Here is a 17726-nt window from a genome sequence, read left to right on the forward strand (position 1 = left end):
CTGCCCGCCTACGTACCTGAATCGTGCGACGCCCGCAAACGGATCTCTCAACGGGCGCCGCGTACCCGCGCCGGACGGGCCAGCCGTTCGACCATCCGCGCCGTCCGCCGTCGCAGGAAGCGTGTGGGAGACTCGGGGCGATGATCTCCCTGGAAGAAAGTGCCGTCGAAGCAATCCAGAACGACTGGGCGACGCTGCGAGCAGATATTCGGACGCTTCTCCAGGATGCCAGCGCGCTCGGCTGGAGGCCGGTTCCAATCCGGCGAGGGGAGTCAGTGCTGAGCACCCTGCCGGTCGTCGATGCCGACGAGGCGCATCCGCAATCTCTGAGTGCCGTGGTCGGTGCTGGCCAGCAGCCGCTGCACACTGACGGCGCGCACCACAAGGTGATGCCGGATCTCGTTCTGCTCGCGGCGGTCGAACCTTCCTCGACGCCCACGCTTCTGTGCGCGCCGGGCGACGCCACTGACGCTCATTAGCGCCGCCGAGGAGCTCAAGTATCTGGGGGCGCTCAAGCGTGAGATTGCTGCTCAATTCAAAGAGCCATCGGATGAGTGGATCAAGTTTTTCACTGGGCGTGTGTACGAAGGCGCTTTCACACAGAAAGTTCGAGCACAATTCACCGCGCTCGTAGCGAAAGCGTCGAAGCAGTTCCTTACCGAGAGTGTGAACGACAGACTCAAGAGCGCACTGGGAGCAGCGAGCGCTCAGGTAAATGGTGAAGCAGTCACGAGTGAGCCCGTCGTCACCGAAGACCTTGATCGAGACACAGAGATTGAAACCACGCTCGAAGAACTCGAGGGTTATCAGATAGTGAAGGCCATCGCGTGCGGAGGGGTCAAACCCCAGCGAATCACGCAACGCGACGCAAAGAGCTACTTCGCAGTCCTCCTCGACGACAACAACCGCAAACCAATCGCACGACTGCACTTCAACGGCAAGCTGAAATACCTTGGCCTTCTCGATGAAGCGAAGAACGAAAGCCGGCACCCGCTCACGTCGCTCGACCAGATTTACGAGCACGCCGATGCTATTCGGGCTGCCGTGCAGCGGTACAGCTGAGGCGTGACAGCAGCCGGCGGCGGTTGCCGCCTCGGTGAGGTCGCCGCCGGTGCGGCCGAAGTGTAGGCAGGCCGCTTCATCACGGGCGGTGATTGCCTGCCGATGGTTGACCACTCGGCACGCGTCAGCGCTGCGCGCCGGGGCGCAGCATCCACCCTTCTTCACACTCGCCATGCCGACATTCGAACGAATGTCCGAGGCCCCTGTCATCATTGAAGCATGTCCCGCACCGCTACTGCTCCCGCCGAAATAGCGGCCGAGCGCATTGCTTCGGTCGTGGGCGACGTGGTCGACATTCGACGCCAGATCGCGTCGTTGCAGGCACGTGAGGCTCGTGCGCTCGCAGAGGCGGCGGCGATTGCAAAGGAGTGGGCGGATGCTGAAGCCTCCCAATCTGACGCAGACTTTGCGCACCGCAGTGTGGCGGCAGAACTGGCTGCCGCATTACGCGTATCTGACCGCACCGTGCAACGGCAACTCGGTGAATCAGCGCGCATGGTCGACGTGTTTCCCGAGACGACCACCGCGCTCGCCGCGGGGCGCATCTCGCTGGCCCACGCGAAGGCGATCGTTGAAGCAGGCGACCGCATCACCGAACCCGAGCTGATCGCGGAGTACGAGTCGAGCATTCTGCCCTACGCCGAAGCCGAGACCGTCACCCGACTGCGACCGGTCGCAAAGCGGCGTGCGCAGTGGTTTCTCAACGAGACGATCCGCGAACGACATGTTGCGGCCGCGACTTCTCGGGCCGTGCAGGTGCGTGATCTTGACGACGGCATGGCCGAGTTGCAGGTCACCGGGCCTGCCGTCATCATCCACGGCATCCATGATCGGCTCACCCAGATGGCCCGCGAGGTCGCTGACGCCGACGCACAGGCGATTCGCGATGCACGCGAAGCTGCGCGTGCCGCCACGCGAGAGAGCTCTGCCGAAGATGCGCGTGCTGCGAAGCGAGAGGGCTCTGCCGAAGATGCGCGTGCTGCGAAGCGAGGGGGCTCTGCCGATGAGTCGAAACGCGCAACTACTGACGATGCGCAACGCCCAACCGCCCACGTCGACGAACTCCTCAACGCGCGTCGCACCCTCGACGCGATCCGCGCCGACCTTCTGGCCGACCTGCTCCTCGCTTCTGACCCTGTCGCCCACATCGGCACCCGTGACACCGGGCTGGGGAGCATCCGCGCGACGGTTCAGGTCACCGTTCCGGTGCTCACGCTGTTGGACTCACCCGTCGATGACCCATTCGACTCGATCGCTCTCGCCGGTAACGGGCCAATCGACCCAGACACGGCAAGAGAACTCGCGAGACATGCTCCCGGGTGGGACCGCATACTCACCCATCCGATATCGGCCGCGGTTCTCGCCGTCGACCGATACCAACCCACGAAGAAGATGCGAAGACTGCTCGCGGTCCGCGACCAACACTGTCGATTCCCCGGATGTCGACAATCCACCGCGCGAAGCGATGTCGACCACACCATCGACTGGGCGCATGGCGGAAAAACCGCGGTCTCGAACCTCGCCCATCTGTGTCGGCGTCACCACACCCTGAAACACCACACCCCGTGGAGCGTCACGCAGAAGCCGGGCGGAGTCATGGAATGGATCAGCCCCGCGGGTCGCGTCTATCCCGACCATTCCTCAAGCGGCGTGCACTTCGCCACCGATGCCGAATTCGATCCCGCGCCTTTTTGAGCGGCAACCAGCCTGGCAGAGGCGCTGCGGCGGGAACGTTGTGCGTCGATCAGGTTACAAAAAGCCCGATCACGAACAATCACTGATAGACATGGCCTAGGCGCATACGCTGTTGAAAAACGTTGACCTTGGATGCCCCTCCTATTAGGAAGGGATCGACCTTGTTCAAGGCATCCTCAAAAGTCCGTTTCTCCGCCGCCATTATCACCGCAGTCCTCGCCGTGGCTTTCGTCCCGAGCACTGCCGCATACGCAGCCACCGAGCTCGACCTCGGCACCGCCTCGCCATTCGGCGTTCTTGGCGCCTCCGCTGTCACCAACACTGGCCCCACCGTCGTCAACGGCAACCTCGGCGTGAGCCCCGGCACGTCGATCACCGGCTTCCCGCCAGGAATCATCAACGGCGTCACCGAAGCAACTACCGCTGTGGCAACACAAGCACGAGCAGACGCCGTCGTCGCCTACAACGACGCAGCAAGCCAGACCCCCACACCGCTCGGCCTCGACGAACTCAACGGTCGCTCACTCACCCCGGGCGCCTACTCCGGCGGCGAAATCTCGCTGAACGGAACCCTCGTTCTCGAAGGCACCGCCGAATCGGTCTGGATCTTTCAAGCGGCATCCACCCTGCTCGCAGCATCCAATTCACAGATCACCGTCACCGGCGGAGCAAGCGTCTGCAACGTGTTCTGGCAGGTAGGCAGCTCGGCAACAATCGGCACGAACGCCACATTCGTCGGCACCGTGCTCGCCTACACCTCGATCACCGCCAACACCGGCGCCACCATCGACGGACGCCTGCTCGCGCTCAACGGCGCCGTGACGCTCGACACCAACGTGATCAGCGTTGACGAAAGCTGCGACACCACCACCCCCGTCGAGACCGCCAGCCCCGCGATCACCTCTAGCGCACCCGCCGCGGGCGAAACGGGCACACCGTACTCGCACACGGTCACTGCCACGGGCACCCCGGCACCGACCTACAGCTCCAGCGGAACCCTTCCGACCGGCACCACTCTGGACTCGACCACCGGCGTCATCTCGGGAACCCCCACAACCCCGGGAACCTTCGTGTTCACGATCACCGCCAGCAACGGGGCCACCCCAGACGCCATCGCGGAATACTCGGTCGCGATCTCGGCCGCTGCAACGCCGACTCCTACTGACGATGGCTCAGACGAGGGCACCACATCGGAAGGCAACGGTACAACCGACGAGACTGCCACCGAGTCAACTGCGGCTGAGTCGACTGCGGTTACAAGTGCGGCCTCCACGTCGGCAGCTTTGCTTGCCGAGTCTGGCCTCGATCCGAAACCCAGCCTGCTCGCTGCCGGCGCATTGCTTCTTCTTGGCGCTGCGATGACGATCGCCGCGACGCGACGCAAGACCGCCCTGTAGATCTGCACGCGAGGCTGGCCTGGCGGCCGTCGCCATGCAGTGGTAGCGGCAACGCCGGGATCAGCCCGCGTCGGCTGGATCTTCGGGACCAGCCCCGTCACCACGTGAGTCGCGACGAGACCGCCGGGGTCAGCCCTCGTCGTCGACTGGTTCCTCGGGATTCACGTCGTCGGCGGGCTCCTCGGGATCCACGAGCGGCGCACCCACAACCCCGATCCCGACTGCCTGGTGGCTGGGCTCGGGCTGGCTGGGAGTGTCAGCCTTGGGCTCCTCGCCGGGCTCCTTCGCCGTGCTGGGCTCTTGCAGGTCTTCGTCGGCCGGCATTTCGTCGGCCGCGGTCTTGTTGTCGCTGGACTCGGTAGACATGCGTTCTCCTCTGCTTGGGGCGGATCTGCGTGGCGCGAAATCTGCGTGGGGCTAACTCTGCTTGTGGGTAGACACCAGCATCCACTTGTTCTGATCGATCAACAACAGGCTTGACCGCGTGGCAAAACCGGCCTAGGCGCGAACCTCGGGCGAGAACATCCCTGTTCGCCGAACATTTCGTAGAGTTCCGTCGGCCAGAGCGATACGATCACGATCGATGCGGCATCGCTCTGCATTGCAGTCATCGCGCAGGTGAAAACCTGATCCATCGGAGGAGATCGACATGGCAGACAACACCGCAGCCGACATCGTCAAAGGCGTCGGCGGCTCGAGCAATATCGAGAGCCTCACCCACTGTGCGACACGGCTCAGATTTCAGCTCGTCGATGCAGGAAAAGTCGACCAGAACGCGATCGAAGCGGTTCCCGGGGTGATGGGGGCGGTGCCGCAGGCGGGCAACCGTTTTCAAGTCGTCATCGGTGGCGCCGTGCAATCCGTCTACAACGACATCAAAGCGCTGCCCGACATCGACGGGGGAGCAGCACCATCCGGCGGCGGCGAAGACGACATCGCATCGATCAAAGAACGCGAACGCTCGAAGGGCGTGCGAGGCAAAGTCGCCTGGATCGACTCGTTCTTCGAGTTTCTCTCAGACTCGTTCCGCCCGGTGCTCGGCGCGCTGCTCGGCGCCTCGTTCTTCATCACCTTCATGGCCCTTATGGCCACGCTCGACGTCATTCCCGACTGGAACGCCCCCGGTGTGACCCTCGACCCGTCGTGGGCCTTCATCAACCTCATGTGGCAGTGTGTGTTTATCTTCTTGCCCCTGATGGTGGCCTACAACGCCTCGAAGAAGATCGGCGCAGACCCCTGGGTCGGCTTCGCCATCATGGCGGTGCTGATGCTTCCCGGCTTTCTCGCCCTCGGCGAAGGCGTCGAGCCGACAGTCGTGTTCGGCGTCGACGTGACGATCGTGCCCATCTTCGGCTTTCCGCTCACCGTCTTCGACTACAGCTCGCAGGTGTTCCCACCGTTGCTCATGGCTGCGGTGCTCGGCCTGCTCTACAAGGGCCTGCGCAAGATCATCACCCCCAACCTGCAGCTCATCTTCGTGCCGTTCCTGGCGATGTTGGTCATGATCCCGATGACCGCGTTCATCATCGGCCCGATCGGCGTCTACGCCGGTGCCGCGCTCGCGAACCTGCTCGCCGCGATCAACAGCTTCTCGCCGTTCATCTTCGCGATCGTCATTCCGCTCGCGTACCCGTTCATGGTGCCGCTCGGTCTGCACTGGCCGATCAACGCGGTCATGCTGCTCAACATCCAGACCCTCGGCTACGACTTCATCCAGGGGCCCATGGGCGCATGGAACTTCGCCTGCTTCGGGGCCACCGCCGGCGTGCTGGTGCTCGCCATTCGTCACCGCGACCACCAGATGAGGCAGACCTCCACCGGCGCCCTCGCAGCCGGTTTGCTCGGCGGAATCTCCGAACCGTCGCTGTACGGAATCCATCTGCGATTCAAGCGCATCTATCCACGCCTTCTTGTCGGATGCTTCGTGGGCGGTTTGATCATCGGTGTCGGCAGCCTCGTGCTCGGCCTCGAAAACGGCATCACCACGCAGGCATTCGTGTTCACCTCGCTGCTCACGATCCCCGCGTTCAACCCGATCGGCCTCTACGCGATCGCGATCTTCGGTGCGTTCTTCACATCGATGTTCCTGGTGATCGGCTCGAATTTCCGCACCCCCGAGCAGCAGGCCGAGTTCGAAGCAGCACGCGACGCTGCCGAGGCAGAAGCCGCGGCCGAGAAGGTATCGCCCGCATCGGTTGAGGCGGCTGAGCCCCGAGTGATCGACGCGTCGGATGCTGCGCCAGCCGCCGCAGCCACAGTCGCTCCGGCAACCGCGACGGCAACCGCGGTGGCTGAGCGCGTGGCCCTCGACATCGCCGCCCCGCTGGCGGGTCGTGTCGTGCCGCTCACCGAGGTTCCTGACCCCGTCTTCGCCGGTGGCGTGATGGGCCCGGGCGCTGCGATTGAGCCATCCGGCGACACCGTCTACTCGCCCGGAGCAGGAACCGTGGCTGCCGCCCAGCCCACCGGTCACGCGTTCGGCCTCGTGCTCGACGGTGGGCTCGAAGTGCTCATTCACGTGGGCATCGACACCGTCAACCTCAATGGCGAAGGGTTCGACGTCAAGGTGAAGAACGGCGACCGCATCGAACTGGGCACCCCGCTGGTGACCTTCGATCGATCGGTCATCGAGAAGGCCGGCTACTCGATGGTCACCCCCGTCATCGTGCTCAACGCCGACGACTTCGGCGAGGTCACCCCGGTCACCGAAGGCACCGTCGAGCCCGGAGCGTCGCTGATCACCGTTGATCCCAAGTAACACGCAAGAGATGCGGGCGGATGCTGGCACGTGCCGCAGCCGCCCGTAGTCTTGCCGCCCCGCCTGTCGGCGAGAATGACCATGTGAGCGATTCGAAGAAGACCGAGATCATCGACGGCTACACGATCAAATACCACGCCAACGGTGTGACGCGCTGGTCGAAGGGCAAGACAGAGAACGGCCAGCCCGCCGGCTATTGGGAGTGGTACCGCCTCGATGGCACGATCAAGCGATCAGGCCACTTCGAGGCCGGCGAGCCGGTCGGAGAGTGGACGACCTACGACCAGCAGGGCGAGGTCTACAAAGTCACGCAGCGCACCGGCTGAGATCGCACGCGAGAGCACTTTCACCCCAACAATGTGAGGGGCTGAAGCGTCGTCGCCGCTACGGTGAAACCATGAGCACCTCAGCAGACGTTCCTGCCGGCTACAACACTCCGATCCCGAGCAAGATCATGACGCCCGATCGCGTCGAAACCCGCATCGGCACTCTCGAGTTCACCGACGGTTTTCCCAGTGAAGAGACCGCCGCAAAGGTCTTCGATCAGCTCGACTTCGCGCGTGGCGTCGAAGTGTTCTTGCAGAGCATTCCGGCAGCATCCCTCGAGGGGCTTCGGGCAGGCCTCACTGATTTCGGGCTCGACGCTGCGAACAAGGTCGGTATCGCCGATCAGCTGCTCGATTCCACCCCGCTCTTTCTGACGGGCAACACCGACACGGTGTATGCGCTCGCGATGCTCGACCTGCACCGTGACGGCCCCACCGTCGTCGAGATCCCGCCGGGCTGCGGCCCTGGCACGGTGAACGACGCATGGTTCCGGTTCGTGACCGACATGGGCAAGCCCGGTCCTGACCGCGGCGCTGGCGGCAACTACCTGATCGTTCCTCCCGGCTACGAGGGCGAGATTCCCGACGGGTACCACGTGTCGCACTCGCGGAGCTACACCAACCTGCTGGCACTGCGCGGCTTTCTCGTCGACGGCAAGACCGACGCAGCGAAGGCGATGTTCGAAGATGGCGTCAAGATCTACCCGCTCAACGCGGAGGGTGCGCGCCCCGAGATGGAGTTCCTGTCGATCTCGGGCAAGGCGTTCAACACCATCCACGCCAACGATCGCTCGTTCTACGAAGAGGTCGCTGACGTCATCACGCGCGAGCCGATCGAACTGATCGACCCCGAAACCCGCGGCCTGCTCGCCGCCATCGGCATCCACAAAGACCATCCCTTCGCACCCGATGAGCGCATGCTCGGTCTGCTCACCGAGGCCGCCGCGGTCGGAAACGCGACCGCCCGTGCGATCTGTTTCAAGACCCGCGACCCGCGTGCCTACTACTACGAAGATCGCAAGTGGAAGACCGGCTTCGTCGGCGGCGACTACCGCTGGCTCGACAAAGACGGCCGCGGCGGGCGCAACATGGACGCCCGCACGCTGTTCTTCTACCAAGCCACGCTCAACACGCCCGCGATGGCACTCGAGATGGTCGGCGTCGGCTCACAGTACGCGCTGTCGGAGCACGACTCCGCGGGCAACTATCTGCAGGGAGACAAGACATACCGACTCACCCTGCCCGCCGGCATTCCCGCACAGGACTTCTGGTCGGTCATCGCCTACGACCCGCAGACGCGTTCAGAACTGCAGACAGGCCAGGCGCTGCCCAGCCGCAGCAGCGAGAAAGACCGCGATGAGCTCGTCTACAACGAAGACGGCTCGATCGACCTGTACTTCGGCCCCGAGCAGCCCAGCGAGCACGGCGGAAACTGGATTCAGACGATTCCGTCGAAGAGCTGGTACGGCATTCTTCGTCTCTACGGCCCGCTCGAATCATGGTTCGACAAGAGCTGGATTCCGAACGACATCGAACAGATCTGATGCGCTGATTGCCTAGAGTGTTGGTCACACGAAACGACGGGTGGCCAATGCTCAGGCACAAGGTTTTTCAAGCGAGTCTGTTGAGCGCATTGCTCGATGGCGTCTACGACGGCGATCTCACCGTGGGCGAGCTGCTCGAACACGGCGATTTCGGGCTCGGCACCTTCAACGGTCTCGATGGCGAAATGCTTGTGCTCGACGGCATCTGCTATCGACTTCGGGCCGATGGCACCGTGGGTCAAGTGGATGCTGCCGAGCTCACCCCGTTCGCAGTGATCACCCGGTTTGCGCCCGAGATCACCCTGTCGATCGATCACACGAAGACCAGGGACGAAGTCGTCGCGATGATCGAGTCGGCGGTGGGAACCGCGAACTACCTGTTCGCCGTGCGCGTGCGCGGGCGATTCGCCACGGTGCAAACCCGCACGGTGGTCAAGCAGACCAAGCCCTACGTCGGAATGCGCGAAGCCGTGCGCGATGTTCCCGCCCTGACGTTCGCCGACACCACCGGCACGGTGGCCGGATTTCGCACTCCCCTGTATGAGCGCGGCATCAGCGTGCCTGGCGGGCACGTGCACTACGTCGACGACGCGCACACGCACGGTGGGCACGTGATCGATTTCACCATCGACAGCGGCACCGTCGAGATCTGTCGCGGCACCGATCTCGAGCTGCGTCTGCCGCTCACGGATGCTTTCAAGAACGCTCAGCTGAGCCCTGACGACCTTGACGAGCAGACGCGGGTCACCGAGAGCCCCGGCTGACGCCGATCACGCCGTGGGCGCGGTGTCTTCGGGTGTGGTGTCTTCGGGCCCGGTGATGTCGGGTGCGGTGTCTTCGGGTGCGGTGTCTTCGGACGATGCGTTCTCGGGCTGAACTTTGGTGCGTGGCCGCCCGCCCTTGCGGCTTCGCGCCTCAACGATGGGGGCGATCGCCTCGATCTCCGAGGCCATCCACACCACACCGCGCGCCAGGGGAGCGGGCAACACCGAGGGCACTCCGCCCGTGGCGCCAGCGTCGCGGTGGGTGAGCCAGACGCGCACGGTCGACTCTGAGACGCCGAATCGAACAGCCACGTCGGCGACGGTCATGAGGTCAGGATGCTCGGCGGTCATGATCGGATGCTACCCGAGCGCATGCGTCAGCCGCCGCCTGGCGTCTGACGATTGATATAGCCCTCTCGAATCATCTGGCGCAGCAGCGCTTCTTCGAAGTCGTCGGCTTCATCCCAGAACTCTTCGTCGATGGAGATGCGGATGGGCCTGTCAGGTTCATCGGGAGCAAGACTCCCCGCAGAGCGCCTCACCGCGCCACGAGCGGTGGCAGGTGCGGGATCGGTGCGGGCTTGTTCGGCCCGCTGCTGCCCGCTGCGTTCAGCAACGCGTTTGCCGCACGCAGCACATCGTTGACCGAGTCATACCTCTCACGGTGCCGGGAAAACGCCACCCAGGTGATTTCGTACGGCCCTTCGCGCAATTGCTCGACGTAGGCGATCAAGCATCCTGGATCATTCGGCGAGAGTGAGTGATCGCAGAGCCGCCAACTGCCCTCACCCAGAGGTTCGAGTCGAAGTTGGTGCGCTGTGTGAGTTTTCATACGGATATAGTGCAGGTCATGTCACATATCCGTATGGGGGTTGACAGCAGTCAAACGGCGAGTTACACGTCAGTTTCCGACACGGTGCCCAGGCCATCCCACGCTTCTGTTGCGCCCTCTGGCTCGTGGTCGGGAACTGGAATCAACGCGAGGGGCACACCCGGGCTGATCGAGAGGTAAGCACTGTGGAACTCACCTTCGCCGTCGTTCACGACCAGCCAGTGATGACCCGTCGCCAGTCCCGAGCGGATCTCTTGCTTCAGCGTCTCAAGATCGCGGTCGCCGATGCTGAAACGCTCGCCGCCGTAGACGATGTCGATCCTCTTCATGACTCCGCCCCCGTCGTCTCATCGCCGTTGGGTTCAGGCACAAGGAAAAGGCCCGTCGGCGAGTTGGCGGTGAACGCGAGAGCATCAACCCACCGCGCGTTCAGCGTCGGGCGCCGACTGCCGTAGTACTTGTAGACCAGAGAAGATTGCGCATGCATCCACACCGAGGTTCGCCCGTTTCCGAGACTGGTGTCGTCTTTCCATGTGAAGTGAAACGCCTCGCCCCTGCGCAGCTTGGTGCCAATCACCATCTGCAGGTGCGCCAGCGTGCGGTCGTCGAAGTCGACTTTCAGGTTTCCTTCATAGATGAACTTGCCCATGCGTTCCAGCGTCGCAGTCCTCGTAGACGCTTCACACCCACTTGACAGAGATAGCGTGCGGGGTTATCAGTGCGCGAAAAAAAGGGCCCCGTGAACGGGCGCGAAAAAGGGGCCCCGCGAACGGGACCCCTCCTTCTGAAGAACTGCGGGTGCTACGCGGCAGAGAGCGCGAAACGCACCGAACCGTCGCCGGCAAGTTCAGCATCGAGCACTCGATCATCCAAGGCAACAGCGGCCTTCGAGTCGAGAAAAACGCGGGCGCCGTCGGTGACGACGACGGTGTCTTCGGTTTCAGGCGTGGGCGTGACGCTCAGTTCAAAACCGGATTCGCCGCCCGTGTCACGAATGCGAACGCCGCCATCATCGATCTGGGGAACACGCGACACGATGTTCTTTACGGCCTCGGCCGCCGTCGGGGTAAGGGTGAGCATTGCTTTCTCCTTCTGTTGCGGACTGCGGACCCGCCACGATTCCGAGAAAAGCCGAAGGATGCAACCCTGCGGTGGTTCTATGCGCGTTCTCACACGCGATACTGAGGTTCTGAGGTTCTGAGCTTCTGAGCTTCTGAGGTTCTGCGGTTCAGGTTCGCCCGAGAGCCTCAGGGCAGAATGCCCGCGATGCGTGCGTTCGCCACCGCCGCGTGGCGCGTTGTGGCATCCAACTTCGACATTGCCGTCTGCAAGTACGACTTCACGGTGGCCTCTTTCAGCCCCAAGCTGGTGCCGATTTCAGCATTGGTGGCACCCACTGCAACGCAAGAGAGCACATCGATTTCGCGCGGCGACAGTCGCACCGTCGAGGCCGTTGCGGCGATCGGGCCCTCCGCAGAGAGCGCAGCCAGGCGGGATTCGAGCTGAGCGAGTTGCGCGCGCACACCACTGTCTGCCACCGAAGCGCCGATGCGCCGCAGCTCGGCGTAGCTGTGCCGCAGCTCTTCCCGCACTGACGCCGACATCTCGGCGCCGGGGGAGTGAGCCGCGCTGGCGTTAGGAACCCCGCCGAGGCGGCGCTGCACTTCGTCGCTGATGCGCAACTCGGTTGCCAGGTCGTGAGCGACGTCGAGTGCGGGCGTGGCGACGATGTCTCCGACCGATGACTGCCCCCACGACCCGCAGTACAGCACTCCGCGCGCACGTCCATGCACCATTACCGGCACGGCGAAGAGCGTGCCGATGCCTTCGCCGAGCACGTTCGTGTCGTAGTCGTGGGTGATCGAACGTGCGGAGCGGTAGTCCATAGCAAGGCGGGGACGGTGCTCAGCGAACGCTTTGCCCCCCAAGCCGCGTTCAGCGCGAACCACAAGACCTTCGAGGCTGTTGGTGCGAGCCCCGTGCACCGCTGTGACGTGAATAGCGCCCGCCGTTTCGAGACCGCCGAACGCCACCGGAAAGCGAGTGCGGCGCGCCAACTCACTTACCGCGCGGGCGACGAGGTGAGGGGTGGTATCGATCGAAGACAGCGTGATCCACCTGCTCTCGGGGTGACGGCAACGGTGCCGGTTTCGTAGCGTCGACCATACCATCGGGGCCAACGCGAGACCGAGCACGGGTGCGGGGTGCGGTGCGCGGGTGCGGTGCGCGACGGTGACCACGGCGGGGCGCGACGGTGCGGGTGGAGCACACCACCCGCACCGCTGCAGTCTCCAGCGGCCCACCGGCGGCCTACTCGCTCGTGCGCCGCTCGAGATCTATCAAGTACTTCTTGATTTCAGGGTGGCCGCCGTACTCGCCCAGCGAACCGTCGGCGCGCACGACTCGATGCACCGGAACCACTATCGAAAACGGCGTGTGCGCGCACGCAGTGCCCACCGCTCGAGCGGCCCGAGGGCTGCCCGCGGCGATCGCCACCTCGCCATAGCCAGCCGTTTCGCCATAGGGAATCTCACACACCGCCTTAAGGGCATCTCGGGTGAAGCCCCGCACCGTGCTCCAATCAAGCGGCAGCTCAAACGCCTCGCGCTCGCCAGCAAAGTACTGCTCGAGTTGGGTGATCGTCTCGCTGATCACATCATTTGCATGCTCGGGATGCTGCTGCTCCACCGCCGCCCGCAGCCACATCGACAGCCGCGCCACCTCTGCGTAGACGGGGCCGTCGAAGGGATGAACGGTCACGAGGCTGCCCTCGCGCTCCACGATCATGATGTCGCCGATGGGGGAGGGGTGAACGCGGTAGCGGGGCGTTTGGGGCGATGTCATGTGTTCATCTTGCTGCGTGCCGCACTGTCTGGCTGATCCGCAGCGGCAATGGTGGCGACGTGGCGAACGGTGACGTTGGGGAGGATTGGATGCCCGTGGGGCACCAATACCGCGAAACTCGCCCTCACTGCAAGTAGGTTCGGCGCGGCGCGCCTAGTCTGGCTCGTGTGTGGCGAGCAGAAGAGAGCGTCGTGACCGGCGCAAAAAGCGCGGGTCTCGGGCATTTGGTGACCCCAAGCGACCTCGGCGTTGCCGACCCCGACGCCACCGTTGTGCATATCGCGGCGTCTGAGCGTGACCGGTTGCGCAACGAGTCCGCCGAGCTTGGTGGGCGCTCGACCCTGCTGCACTTCTCTGACACGCAAGACTCCGCAATTGAGATCACCAAGGCTCACCCCGGCAGCCTTCCGCAGTTCATCACCGGGCGATCCACACTGCTTTCTGGGCTGTTCCGCGACGAAGTAGCTCTGCGCAACGCACGCCTCGCCGCGGAGCGCATCACGGCGAAGAACGTCGAGCTGCGCACCACCCGCGGCCTGGAATCTGTGCGGCTGGGCGTGGGGCTCGCTTCGTGGAACATCGGCGGCATGAAGTGCACGGCGCCCGTGCTGCTGCGCCCGCTCGCCATTCGGCGCCACTTGTCAGACTTCGAGCTCACCCTGCAGGGAAAGTTCTTCGTCAACCCCGAACTCGTGCGCGCCATGCGCGTGCACTTCGGCATCGACGTCGATGGCGGCGCGCTCGCCGCGCTCGCGTATGACGACGGAGTCTTCAAGCCGCAGCCGGTCATCGACCACATTCGCGCGCTTACCCGCTCGATCCACAGCTTCGTCGTAGCGCCGCGCCTGCTCGTCTCGTGCTTCGTCGACGTTGCCGCAGCGATGTCACGTGATGCGGGCGACCTCGACCACCCGATTCTCAACGCGCTCGCCGGTCACCCTGACGACCGCGAGATGCTCACGACGGTGCGCGACGTGCCCGACGTCGCTCCGCTCGATGAACGACCGCCCGCAGCCGACACCCTGCTGCTTGACGCCGATTCAGAGCAAGAGCGCGTTCTGGGTCGCATTATCGCCGGCCAGTCGATGGCTGTGCACACGCTGCCGGGCACCGGCGGCACGCAGACGGTCATCAACGCAGTGGGCGCCCTGGTGCGCGACGGCAAGCGCGTGCTGGTCGTCAGCGCGCGGCGCTCCACCCTCGAGGGAGTCAGGCACCGGCTTTCTGGCATCGGTCTGCCCGGGCTGGCGGTCTCGCCCGCGCATCTGCAGCGCGACCTGATCCGAGCGATCGGTCGCAACGAGAAGGCGCAGGCGCCGAAGGTTGCCGACATCGACGACGCGCTCGTGCGGCTGCGCGGAGTGCTGCGTGACTATCGCGGCTCGGTGACTGCGCAGCATCCGAGCCTCGGCGTCTCTGTTCTCGACATTCTGCGGGCGCTCGCTCAGCTCGCCCAGCGCCCGACTGCGCCGTCGACTCCTGCTCGCTTCGAGATCGACACGCTGGAAAGGCTCGCAAACGCTCGCGCTGCTGCGGCAGAGACGTTGGCGGCGACCGCTCGACTGGGTGAGTTCCGCTTCGGACCCAACGACTCGCCCTGGTACGGCGTCACGTTCGAAACCACCGAGCAAGCACGGGCTGCGCACGCGCTGGCAGGAAAGCTGCACCGCAGTGAAGTACCCTCGCTGCTTGAACGCGGCTACGCCCTGATCGCCCGCACCCACATGCGGCCGTTCGACACGGTTGCCGACATGGGTGCCTACCTGACGCTGCTGCAGGGCATTCGTGACTCGCTCGACCGGTTCAGCCTCACGGTATTCGAGCGCCCTCTCGGCGAACTGATTCAGGCGCACGGACCGCGACGCGATTCTCCCACGATGAGCAGCACGAATCGCCGCCGCCTTCGTCGCCTGTCACGCGAGTACATTCGCCCCGGAGTGCACGTGCCCGACATGCACGAAGCGCTCGTGCGTATTCAGCATCAGCGCAATGAATGGCAGCGCTATGTGGATGCTGGTGTGGTGCCCGAGGTGCCGATCGGTCTGGCCGACACCCAGGTTGCCTGGCAGCGCGTGGGCGCCGATCTGGCTGAGCTCGACGCGATCGTTGGCCGCAGCGGCTCAGACCGCTTGGCGACGCTGCCGGTCGCCGAACTGGTGCGAACGCTCGCCGCGCTCGCCGCCGAATCAGACGTTTTCGACAACCTCGTCGAGCGCGCCACCCTGCGCAGCGACCTTGCCGCGCTAGGTCTCGGCCCGCTGCTGCAAGAACTGTCGGTGCGGCACGTTCCCGAAGATCGCGTTGCCGATGAACTCGAGTTCGCGTGGTGGCAGTCCGCTCTGGAGCACCTGCTGCGAACCGACCGTGCTCTGCTCGGCGCCAACACCGCAGTCGTCGACAGACTCGAACGCGACTTCCGCCTCGTTGACGAAGCGCACGCGGCAGCATCGGGCCACATGCTCGCCAGCCAACTCGCTACCCAGTGGCGCATCGGCATTGTCGATCAGGCACACGAAGCATCCGCGTTGAAATCCGCGCTGAAGGCGGGCAACGCCACACCGTCGGTTCTTCACGACGTGGCGCCCACACTCTTGCGCACGCTTGCACCGGTTTGGCTGGCCTCGCCCTACGAAGTGCCGGCGCTGCCGGCCACCGAGAAGTTCGACGTCGTGCTCATCGCTGATGCCACCTCGCTGTGTCTGGCCGAAGCGACCCCCGCGCTCAAGCGTGCCGGGCAGATCGTCGTCTTCGGCGATCCCGTGACGCAGAAGCCCACGCCGTTCCGCGTTGCCGCGGGAGCCGCTCAAGACGACCTCGAACCGGCAACCCCGTTCGACTCGGTGAGCGTGTTCGAACGGCTCGCTGAGCTGCTTCCCGTTGAGACGCTGACGCGCAGCTACCGCGCGGGCGGCGAAGACCTGGCCGAATTGGTCAACGATGCCTTCTATGGTGGCGAGCTGGTCTCGTACCCGTGGGCGGGGTCATACCTCGGCCGTGGCAGCCTCACCGTCGACTACGTCGAGGGCGGCACGGGTGCCCCCGACCCTGTCAGCGGTGCAGTCGAAAGCCCCAACGCCGAAGTAGCGCGAGTCGTCACGCTTGTGGTCGAGCACGCGATCAACCGCGGCAACGAGTCGCTGATGGTCGTCACCGCCAGCAGGCGCCACGCCGAGCGGGTGCGGGCGGCCGTTGAAAAGGCATTCGCCGGGCGCAGCGACGTCGCCAACTTCGTATCGCGCGAAACCGCCGAACCGCTTGCCGTTCTCACCCTCGAAGAGTCTGTCGCAGAGAGCCGCGACCGTGTCATCTTCTCGCTCGGCTTCGGCTTGACCAAACACGGTCGAGTGCTGAGCGACTTCGGCGATTTGTCGACACCCGACGGCGAACGTCTGCTCACTGTGGGCATGACGCGCGCCCGCCGCTCGATGGTGATCGTCTCGTCGATCAGGCCTTCTGCGTTCGATGACGGACGCCTCGAGCACGGTGCAGCGACGCTCATGTCGATTCTCGGCAATATCGCTGCGCGATCGCGGCACGCCCGCCTTGAAGACCTCGCCGACCCGCTCACGCTGGCGCTCGCGCGAGAACTTCGTCGTCTCGGCCTCGCGGTTGACGTCGACTACCGCGGGCTGCTGCCGCTCGTCGCCCAGCACGCAGGCAAAGCCGTGGTTGTCGAGAGCGACCCCGAGACGGTGGGGGAGTCGCTGCGTGAATCGCTGCGCCTGCGCCCGCAGATTCTGCGCCGCCTCGGCTGGCACTACGTGCGCGTGCACTCCTTTGACCTGTACACCGACCCGGCCAGCGTGGCGTCGCGCATCGCTGCGCTGCTCGGCGTCGCACCAGAAACGGCACGGGCAGACAATGACACCCAGCCCTTCGATGCCTTCGAGTGACCGGCAGCACATCACCCGCGTGCCGGGCTCTCGTCGCGCGAAGCTGACCCCCGCGCCTGGCACCACGTCAGAGCCGGTGCCCGCCGATGAGCGCGCAAGCGATGCGCCCGCTGACCGGGCAGCATCCAGCGGCCCGTCGGGGCCCAACGATGATCAGTTGCGCCGCGACGTTCCGCCGCACTACTGAATCAGGGCCTAGCTGATGTGTCATCCTTCGCGAGCAGATCGCGAATCTGAATGAGCAGCTCTTGCTCGGTCGGAATGTCAGCCGCCTCTTCTTCAGCAACCCCGGCCTTGGCAGCGGCGCGCTCTTTGAACTTGTTCATCGGCACCACGAAGACGAAATAGACCACGACGGCGACGGCGAGAAAGCTGATCGCGGCGTTGATGAGGTCGCCGATGGGAAAGGTGACCGTTCCGCCGTACAGGTCGGGCACCTGGATGCCAGCAACACCTTCTTCGTCGGGCTGCCAGAAGATCTCGATGAGCGGAGTCACAATACTCGCAACGATCGCGTTGACCACCGCGGTGAATGCTGCGCCGATAACGACGGCAACGGCGAGGTCAATCACGTTTCCGCGAGTGATGAACTCTTTGAATCCTTTAATCAT

At 64.4% G+C, this 17726-nt stretch carries 19 protein-coding genes and 1 pseudogene; 10 read left to right on the forward strand and 10 right to left on the reverse strand.

Annotated features, from left to right (window positions below; translation table 11 throughout):
* The first annotated feature begins 140 nt into the window (after positions 1-140).
* The 4 genes and pseudogenes from SJY18_RS13545 (at position 141) to SJY18_RS13560 (ending at position 4154) form a co-directional block, all read left to right on the forward strand.
* Positions 141-479 (forward strand): hypothetical protein, encoded by a 339-nt coding sequence (locus SJY18_RS13545; RefSeq protein WP_396667942.1) that lies wholly within the window; start codon positions 141-143, stop codon positions 477-479.
* Positions 469-1062 (forward strand): annotated as a pseudogene (locus SJY18_RS13550) (restriction endonuclease); the annotation flags it as partial. The gene SJY18_RS13545 and the pseudogene SJY18_RS13550, both read left to right, overlap by 11 nt.
* 219 nt (positions 1063-1281) lie before the next feature.
* Entirely contained in the window at positions 1282-2757 is a 1476-nt protein-coding gene (locus tag SJY18_RS13555; protein WP_396667943.1) for a DUF222 domain-containing protein, read from the forward strand.
* Positions 2758-2918: 161 nt separating this feature from the next.
* Complete coding sequence (locus SJY18_RS13560) at positions 2919-4154, forward strand: ice-binding family protein (RefSeq protein WP_396667944.1); 1236 nt, start codon at positions 2919-2921, stop codon at positions 4152-4154.
* Positions 4155-4283: 129 nt separating this feature from the next.
* Here the strand turns inward: SJY18_RS13560 and SJY18_RS13565 are convergent, their stop codons facing one another.
* Complete coding sequence (locus SJY18_RS13565) at positions 4284-4520, reverse strand: hypothetical protein (protein ID WP_337337573.1); 237 nt, start codon at positions 4518-4520, stop codon at positions 4284-4286.
* Between the two features lie 283 nt (positions 4521-4803).
* Here SJY18_RS13565 and SJY18_RS13570 point away from each other — a divergent pair, with 283 nt between their 5' ends.
* From SJY18_RS13570 to budA, 4 genes are all read left to right on the forward strand, one after another.
* Positions 4804-6912 carry a glucose PTS transporter subunit IIA gene (locus tag SJY18_RS13570; protein ID WP_396667945.1) on the forward strand — a complete coding sequence of 703 codons (2109 nt, stop codon included), beginning with the start codon at positions 4804-4806 and terminating at the stop codon, positions 6910-6912.
* 83 nt (positions 6913-6995) lie between these two features.
* Positions 6996-7238: a hypothetical protein gene (locus tag SJY18_RS13575; protein ID WP_337337575.1), complete on the forward strand. Its 243-nt coding sequence runs from the start codon at positions 6996-6998 to the stop codon at positions 7236-7238.
* Between the two features lie 71 nt (positions 7239-7309).
* A complete protein-coding gene (locus SJY18_RS13580; RefSeq protein WP_396667946.1) occupies positions 7310-8782 on the forward strand; it encodes a DUF1254 domain-containing protein in 1473 nt (490 codons plus the stop codon).
* 47 nt (positions 8783-8829) lie between these two features.
* Positions 8830-9546, forward strand: coding sequence for an acetolactate decarboxylase (budA, locus tag SJY18_RS13585; RefSeq protein WP_396667947.1), 717 nt, complete (start codon positions 8830-8832; stop codon positions 9544-9546).
* Between the two features lie 6 nt (positions 9547-9552).
* On the opposite strand, the gene SJY18_RS13590 is transcribed toward budA, so the two are convergent.
* The 8 genes from SJY18_RS13590 to SJY18_RS13625 all read right to left on the reverse strand — a co-directional run bounded on the left by SJY18_RS13590 (position 9553) and on the right by SJY18_RS13625 (position 13222).
* Entirely contained in the window at positions 9553-9897 is a 345-nt protein-coding gene (locus SJY18_RS13590) for a helix-turn-helix transcriptional regulator (protein ID WP_396667948.1), read from the reverse strand.
* Between the two features lie 26 nt (positions 9898-9923).
* A complete protein-coding gene (locus tag SJY18_RS13595) occupies positions 9924-10088 on the reverse strand; it encodes a hypothetical protein (RefSeq protein WP_396667949.1) in 165 nt (54 codons plus the stop codon).
* Positions 10085-10378, reverse strand: a complete 294-nt coding sequence (locus SJY18_RS13600) for a hypothetical protein (protein WP_396667950.1) — start codon at positions 10376-10378, stop codon at positions 10085-10087. Before SJY18_RS13600 ends, SJY18_RS13595 begins: the two co-directional genes overlap by 4 nt.
* A gap of 62 nt (positions 10379-10440) precedes the next feature.
* The gene (locus SJY18_RS13605; protein WP_396667951.1) at positions 10441-10707 is read right to left on the reverse strand and encodes a hypothetical protein; all 267 of its coding nucleotides are present in this window, start codon (positions 10705-10707) and stop codon (positions 10441-10443) included.
* A complete protein-coding gene (locus SJY18_RS13610; RefSeq protein ID WP_396667952.1) occupies positions 10704-11027 on the reverse strand; it encodes an ATP-dependent DNA ligase in 324 nt (107 codons plus the stop codon). The genes SJY18_RS13605 and SJY18_RS13610 overlap by 4 nt, the downstream gene beginning before the upstream one ends.
* A 152-nt stretch (positions 11028-11179) precedes the next feature.
* Positions 11180-11458: a Fe-S cluster assembly protein HesB gene (locus SJY18_RS13615; protein ID WP_337337583.1), complete on the reverse strand. Its 279-nt coding sequence runs from the start codon at positions 11456-11458 to the stop codon at positions 11180-11182.
* A gap of 167 nt (positions 11459-11625) precedes the next feature.
* On the reverse strand, positions 11626-12618 hold the full coding sequence (locus tag SJY18_RS13620) for a LuxR C-terminal-related transcriptional regulator (RefSeq protein ID WP_396667953.1): 993 nt from the start codon (positions 12616-12618) through the stop codon (positions 11626-11628).
* A gap of 70 nt (positions 12619-12688) precedes the next feature.
* The gene (locus SJY18_RS13625) at positions 12689-13222 is read right to left on the reverse strand and encodes a methylated-DNA--[protein]-cysteine S-methyltransferase (protein WP_396667954.1); all 534 of its coding nucleotides are present in this window, start codon (positions 13220-13222) and stop codon (positions 12689-12691) included.
* Between the two features lie 191 nt (positions 13223-13413).
* Here SJY18_RS13625 and SJY18_RS13630 point away from each other — a divergent pair, with 191 nt between their 5' ends.
* Both SJY18_RS13630 and SJY18_RS13635 read left to right on the forward strand, forming a co-directional pair.
* The gene (locus SJY18_RS13630; protein ID WP_396667955.1) at positions 13414-17115 is read left to right on the forward strand and encodes an AAA family ATPase; all 3702 of its coding nucleotides are present in this window, start codon (positions 13414-13416) and stop codon (positions 17113-17115) included.
* Complete coding sequence (locus tag SJY18_RS13635) at positions 17102-17302, forward strand: hypothetical protein (RefSeq protein WP_396667956.1); 201 nt, start codon at positions 17102-17104, stop codon at positions 17300-17302. Before SJY18_RS13630 ends, SJY18_RS13635 begins: the two co-directional genes overlap by 14 nt.
* Before the next feature lies 1 nt (position 17303).
* Here SJY18_RS13635 and mscL read toward each other — a convergent pair whose 3' ends face one another.
* Positions 17304-17726, reverse strand: a complete 423-nt coding sequence (gene mscL, locus SJY18_RS13640; protein ID WP_396667957.1) for a large conductance mechanosensitive channel protein MscL — start codon at positions 17724-17726, stop codon at positions 17304-17306.

It is taken from the genome of Microbacterium sp. R86528 (genome assembly GCF_044596335.1).
GTDB classification, from domain to species: Bacteria; Actinomycetota; Actinomycetes; order Actinomycetales; family Microbacteriaceae; genus Microbacterium; species Microbacterium marmarense.

Bases quoted from the DNA above. Each gene is read 5' to 3' on its own strand.
- SJY18_RS13545 (WP_396667942.1), top strand. From the start codon at position 141: ATGATCTCCCTGGAAGAAAGTGCCGTCGAAGCAATCCAGAACGACTGG.
- SJY18_RS13555 (WP_396667943.1), top strand. From the start codon at position 1,282: ATGTCCCGCACCGCTACTGCTCCCGCCGAAATAGCGGCCGAGCGCATT.
- SJY18_RS13565 (WP_337337573.1), bottom strand. From the start codon at position 4,520: ATGTCTACCGAGTCCAGCGACAACAAGACCGCGGCCGACGAAATGCCG.
- SJY18_RS13570 (WP_396667945.1), top strand. From the start codon at position 4,804: ATGGCAGACAACACCGCAGCCGACATCGTCAAAGGCGTCGGCGGCTCG.
- SJY18_RS13580 (WP_396667946.1), top strand. From the start codon at position 7,310: ATGAGCACCTCAGCAGACGTTCCTGCCGGCTACAACACTCCGATCCCG.
- budA (WP_396667947.1), top strand. From the start codon at position 8,830: ATGCTCAGGCACAAGGTTTTTCAAGCGAGTCTGTTGAGCGCATTGCTC.
- SJY18_RS13590 (WP_396667948.1), bottom strand. From the start codon at position 9,897: ATGACCGCCGAGCATCCTGACCTCATGACCGTCGCCGACGTGGCTGTT.
- SJY18_RS13600 (WP_396667950.1), bottom strand. From the start codon at position 10,378: ATGAAAACTCACACAGCGCACCAACTTCGACTCGAACCTCTGGGTGAG.
- SJY18_RS13605 (WP_396667951.1), bottom strand. From the start codon at position 10,707: ATGAAGAGGATCGACATCGTCTACGGCGGCGAGCGTTTCAGCATCGGC.
- SJY18_RS13610 (WP_396667952.1), bottom strand. From the start codon at position 11,027: ATGGGCAAGTTCATCTATGAAGGAAACCTGAAAGTCGACTTCGACGAC.
- SJY18_RS13615 (WP_337337583.1), bottom strand. From the start codon at position 11,458: ATGCTCACCCTTACCCCGACGGCGGCCGAGGCCGTAAAGAACATCGTG.
- SJY18_RS13625 (WP_396667954.1), bottom strand. From the start codon at position 13,222: ATGACATCGCCCCAAACGCCCCGCTACCGCGTTCACCCCTCCCCCATC.
- SJY18_RS13635 (WP_396667956.1), top strand. From the start codon at position 17,102: ATGCCTTCGAGTGACCGGCAGCACATCACCCGCGTGCCGGGCTCTCGT.
- mscL (WP_396667957.1), bottom strand. From the start codon at position 17,726: ATGATTAAAGGATTCAAAGAGTTCATCACTCGCGGAAACGTGATTGAC.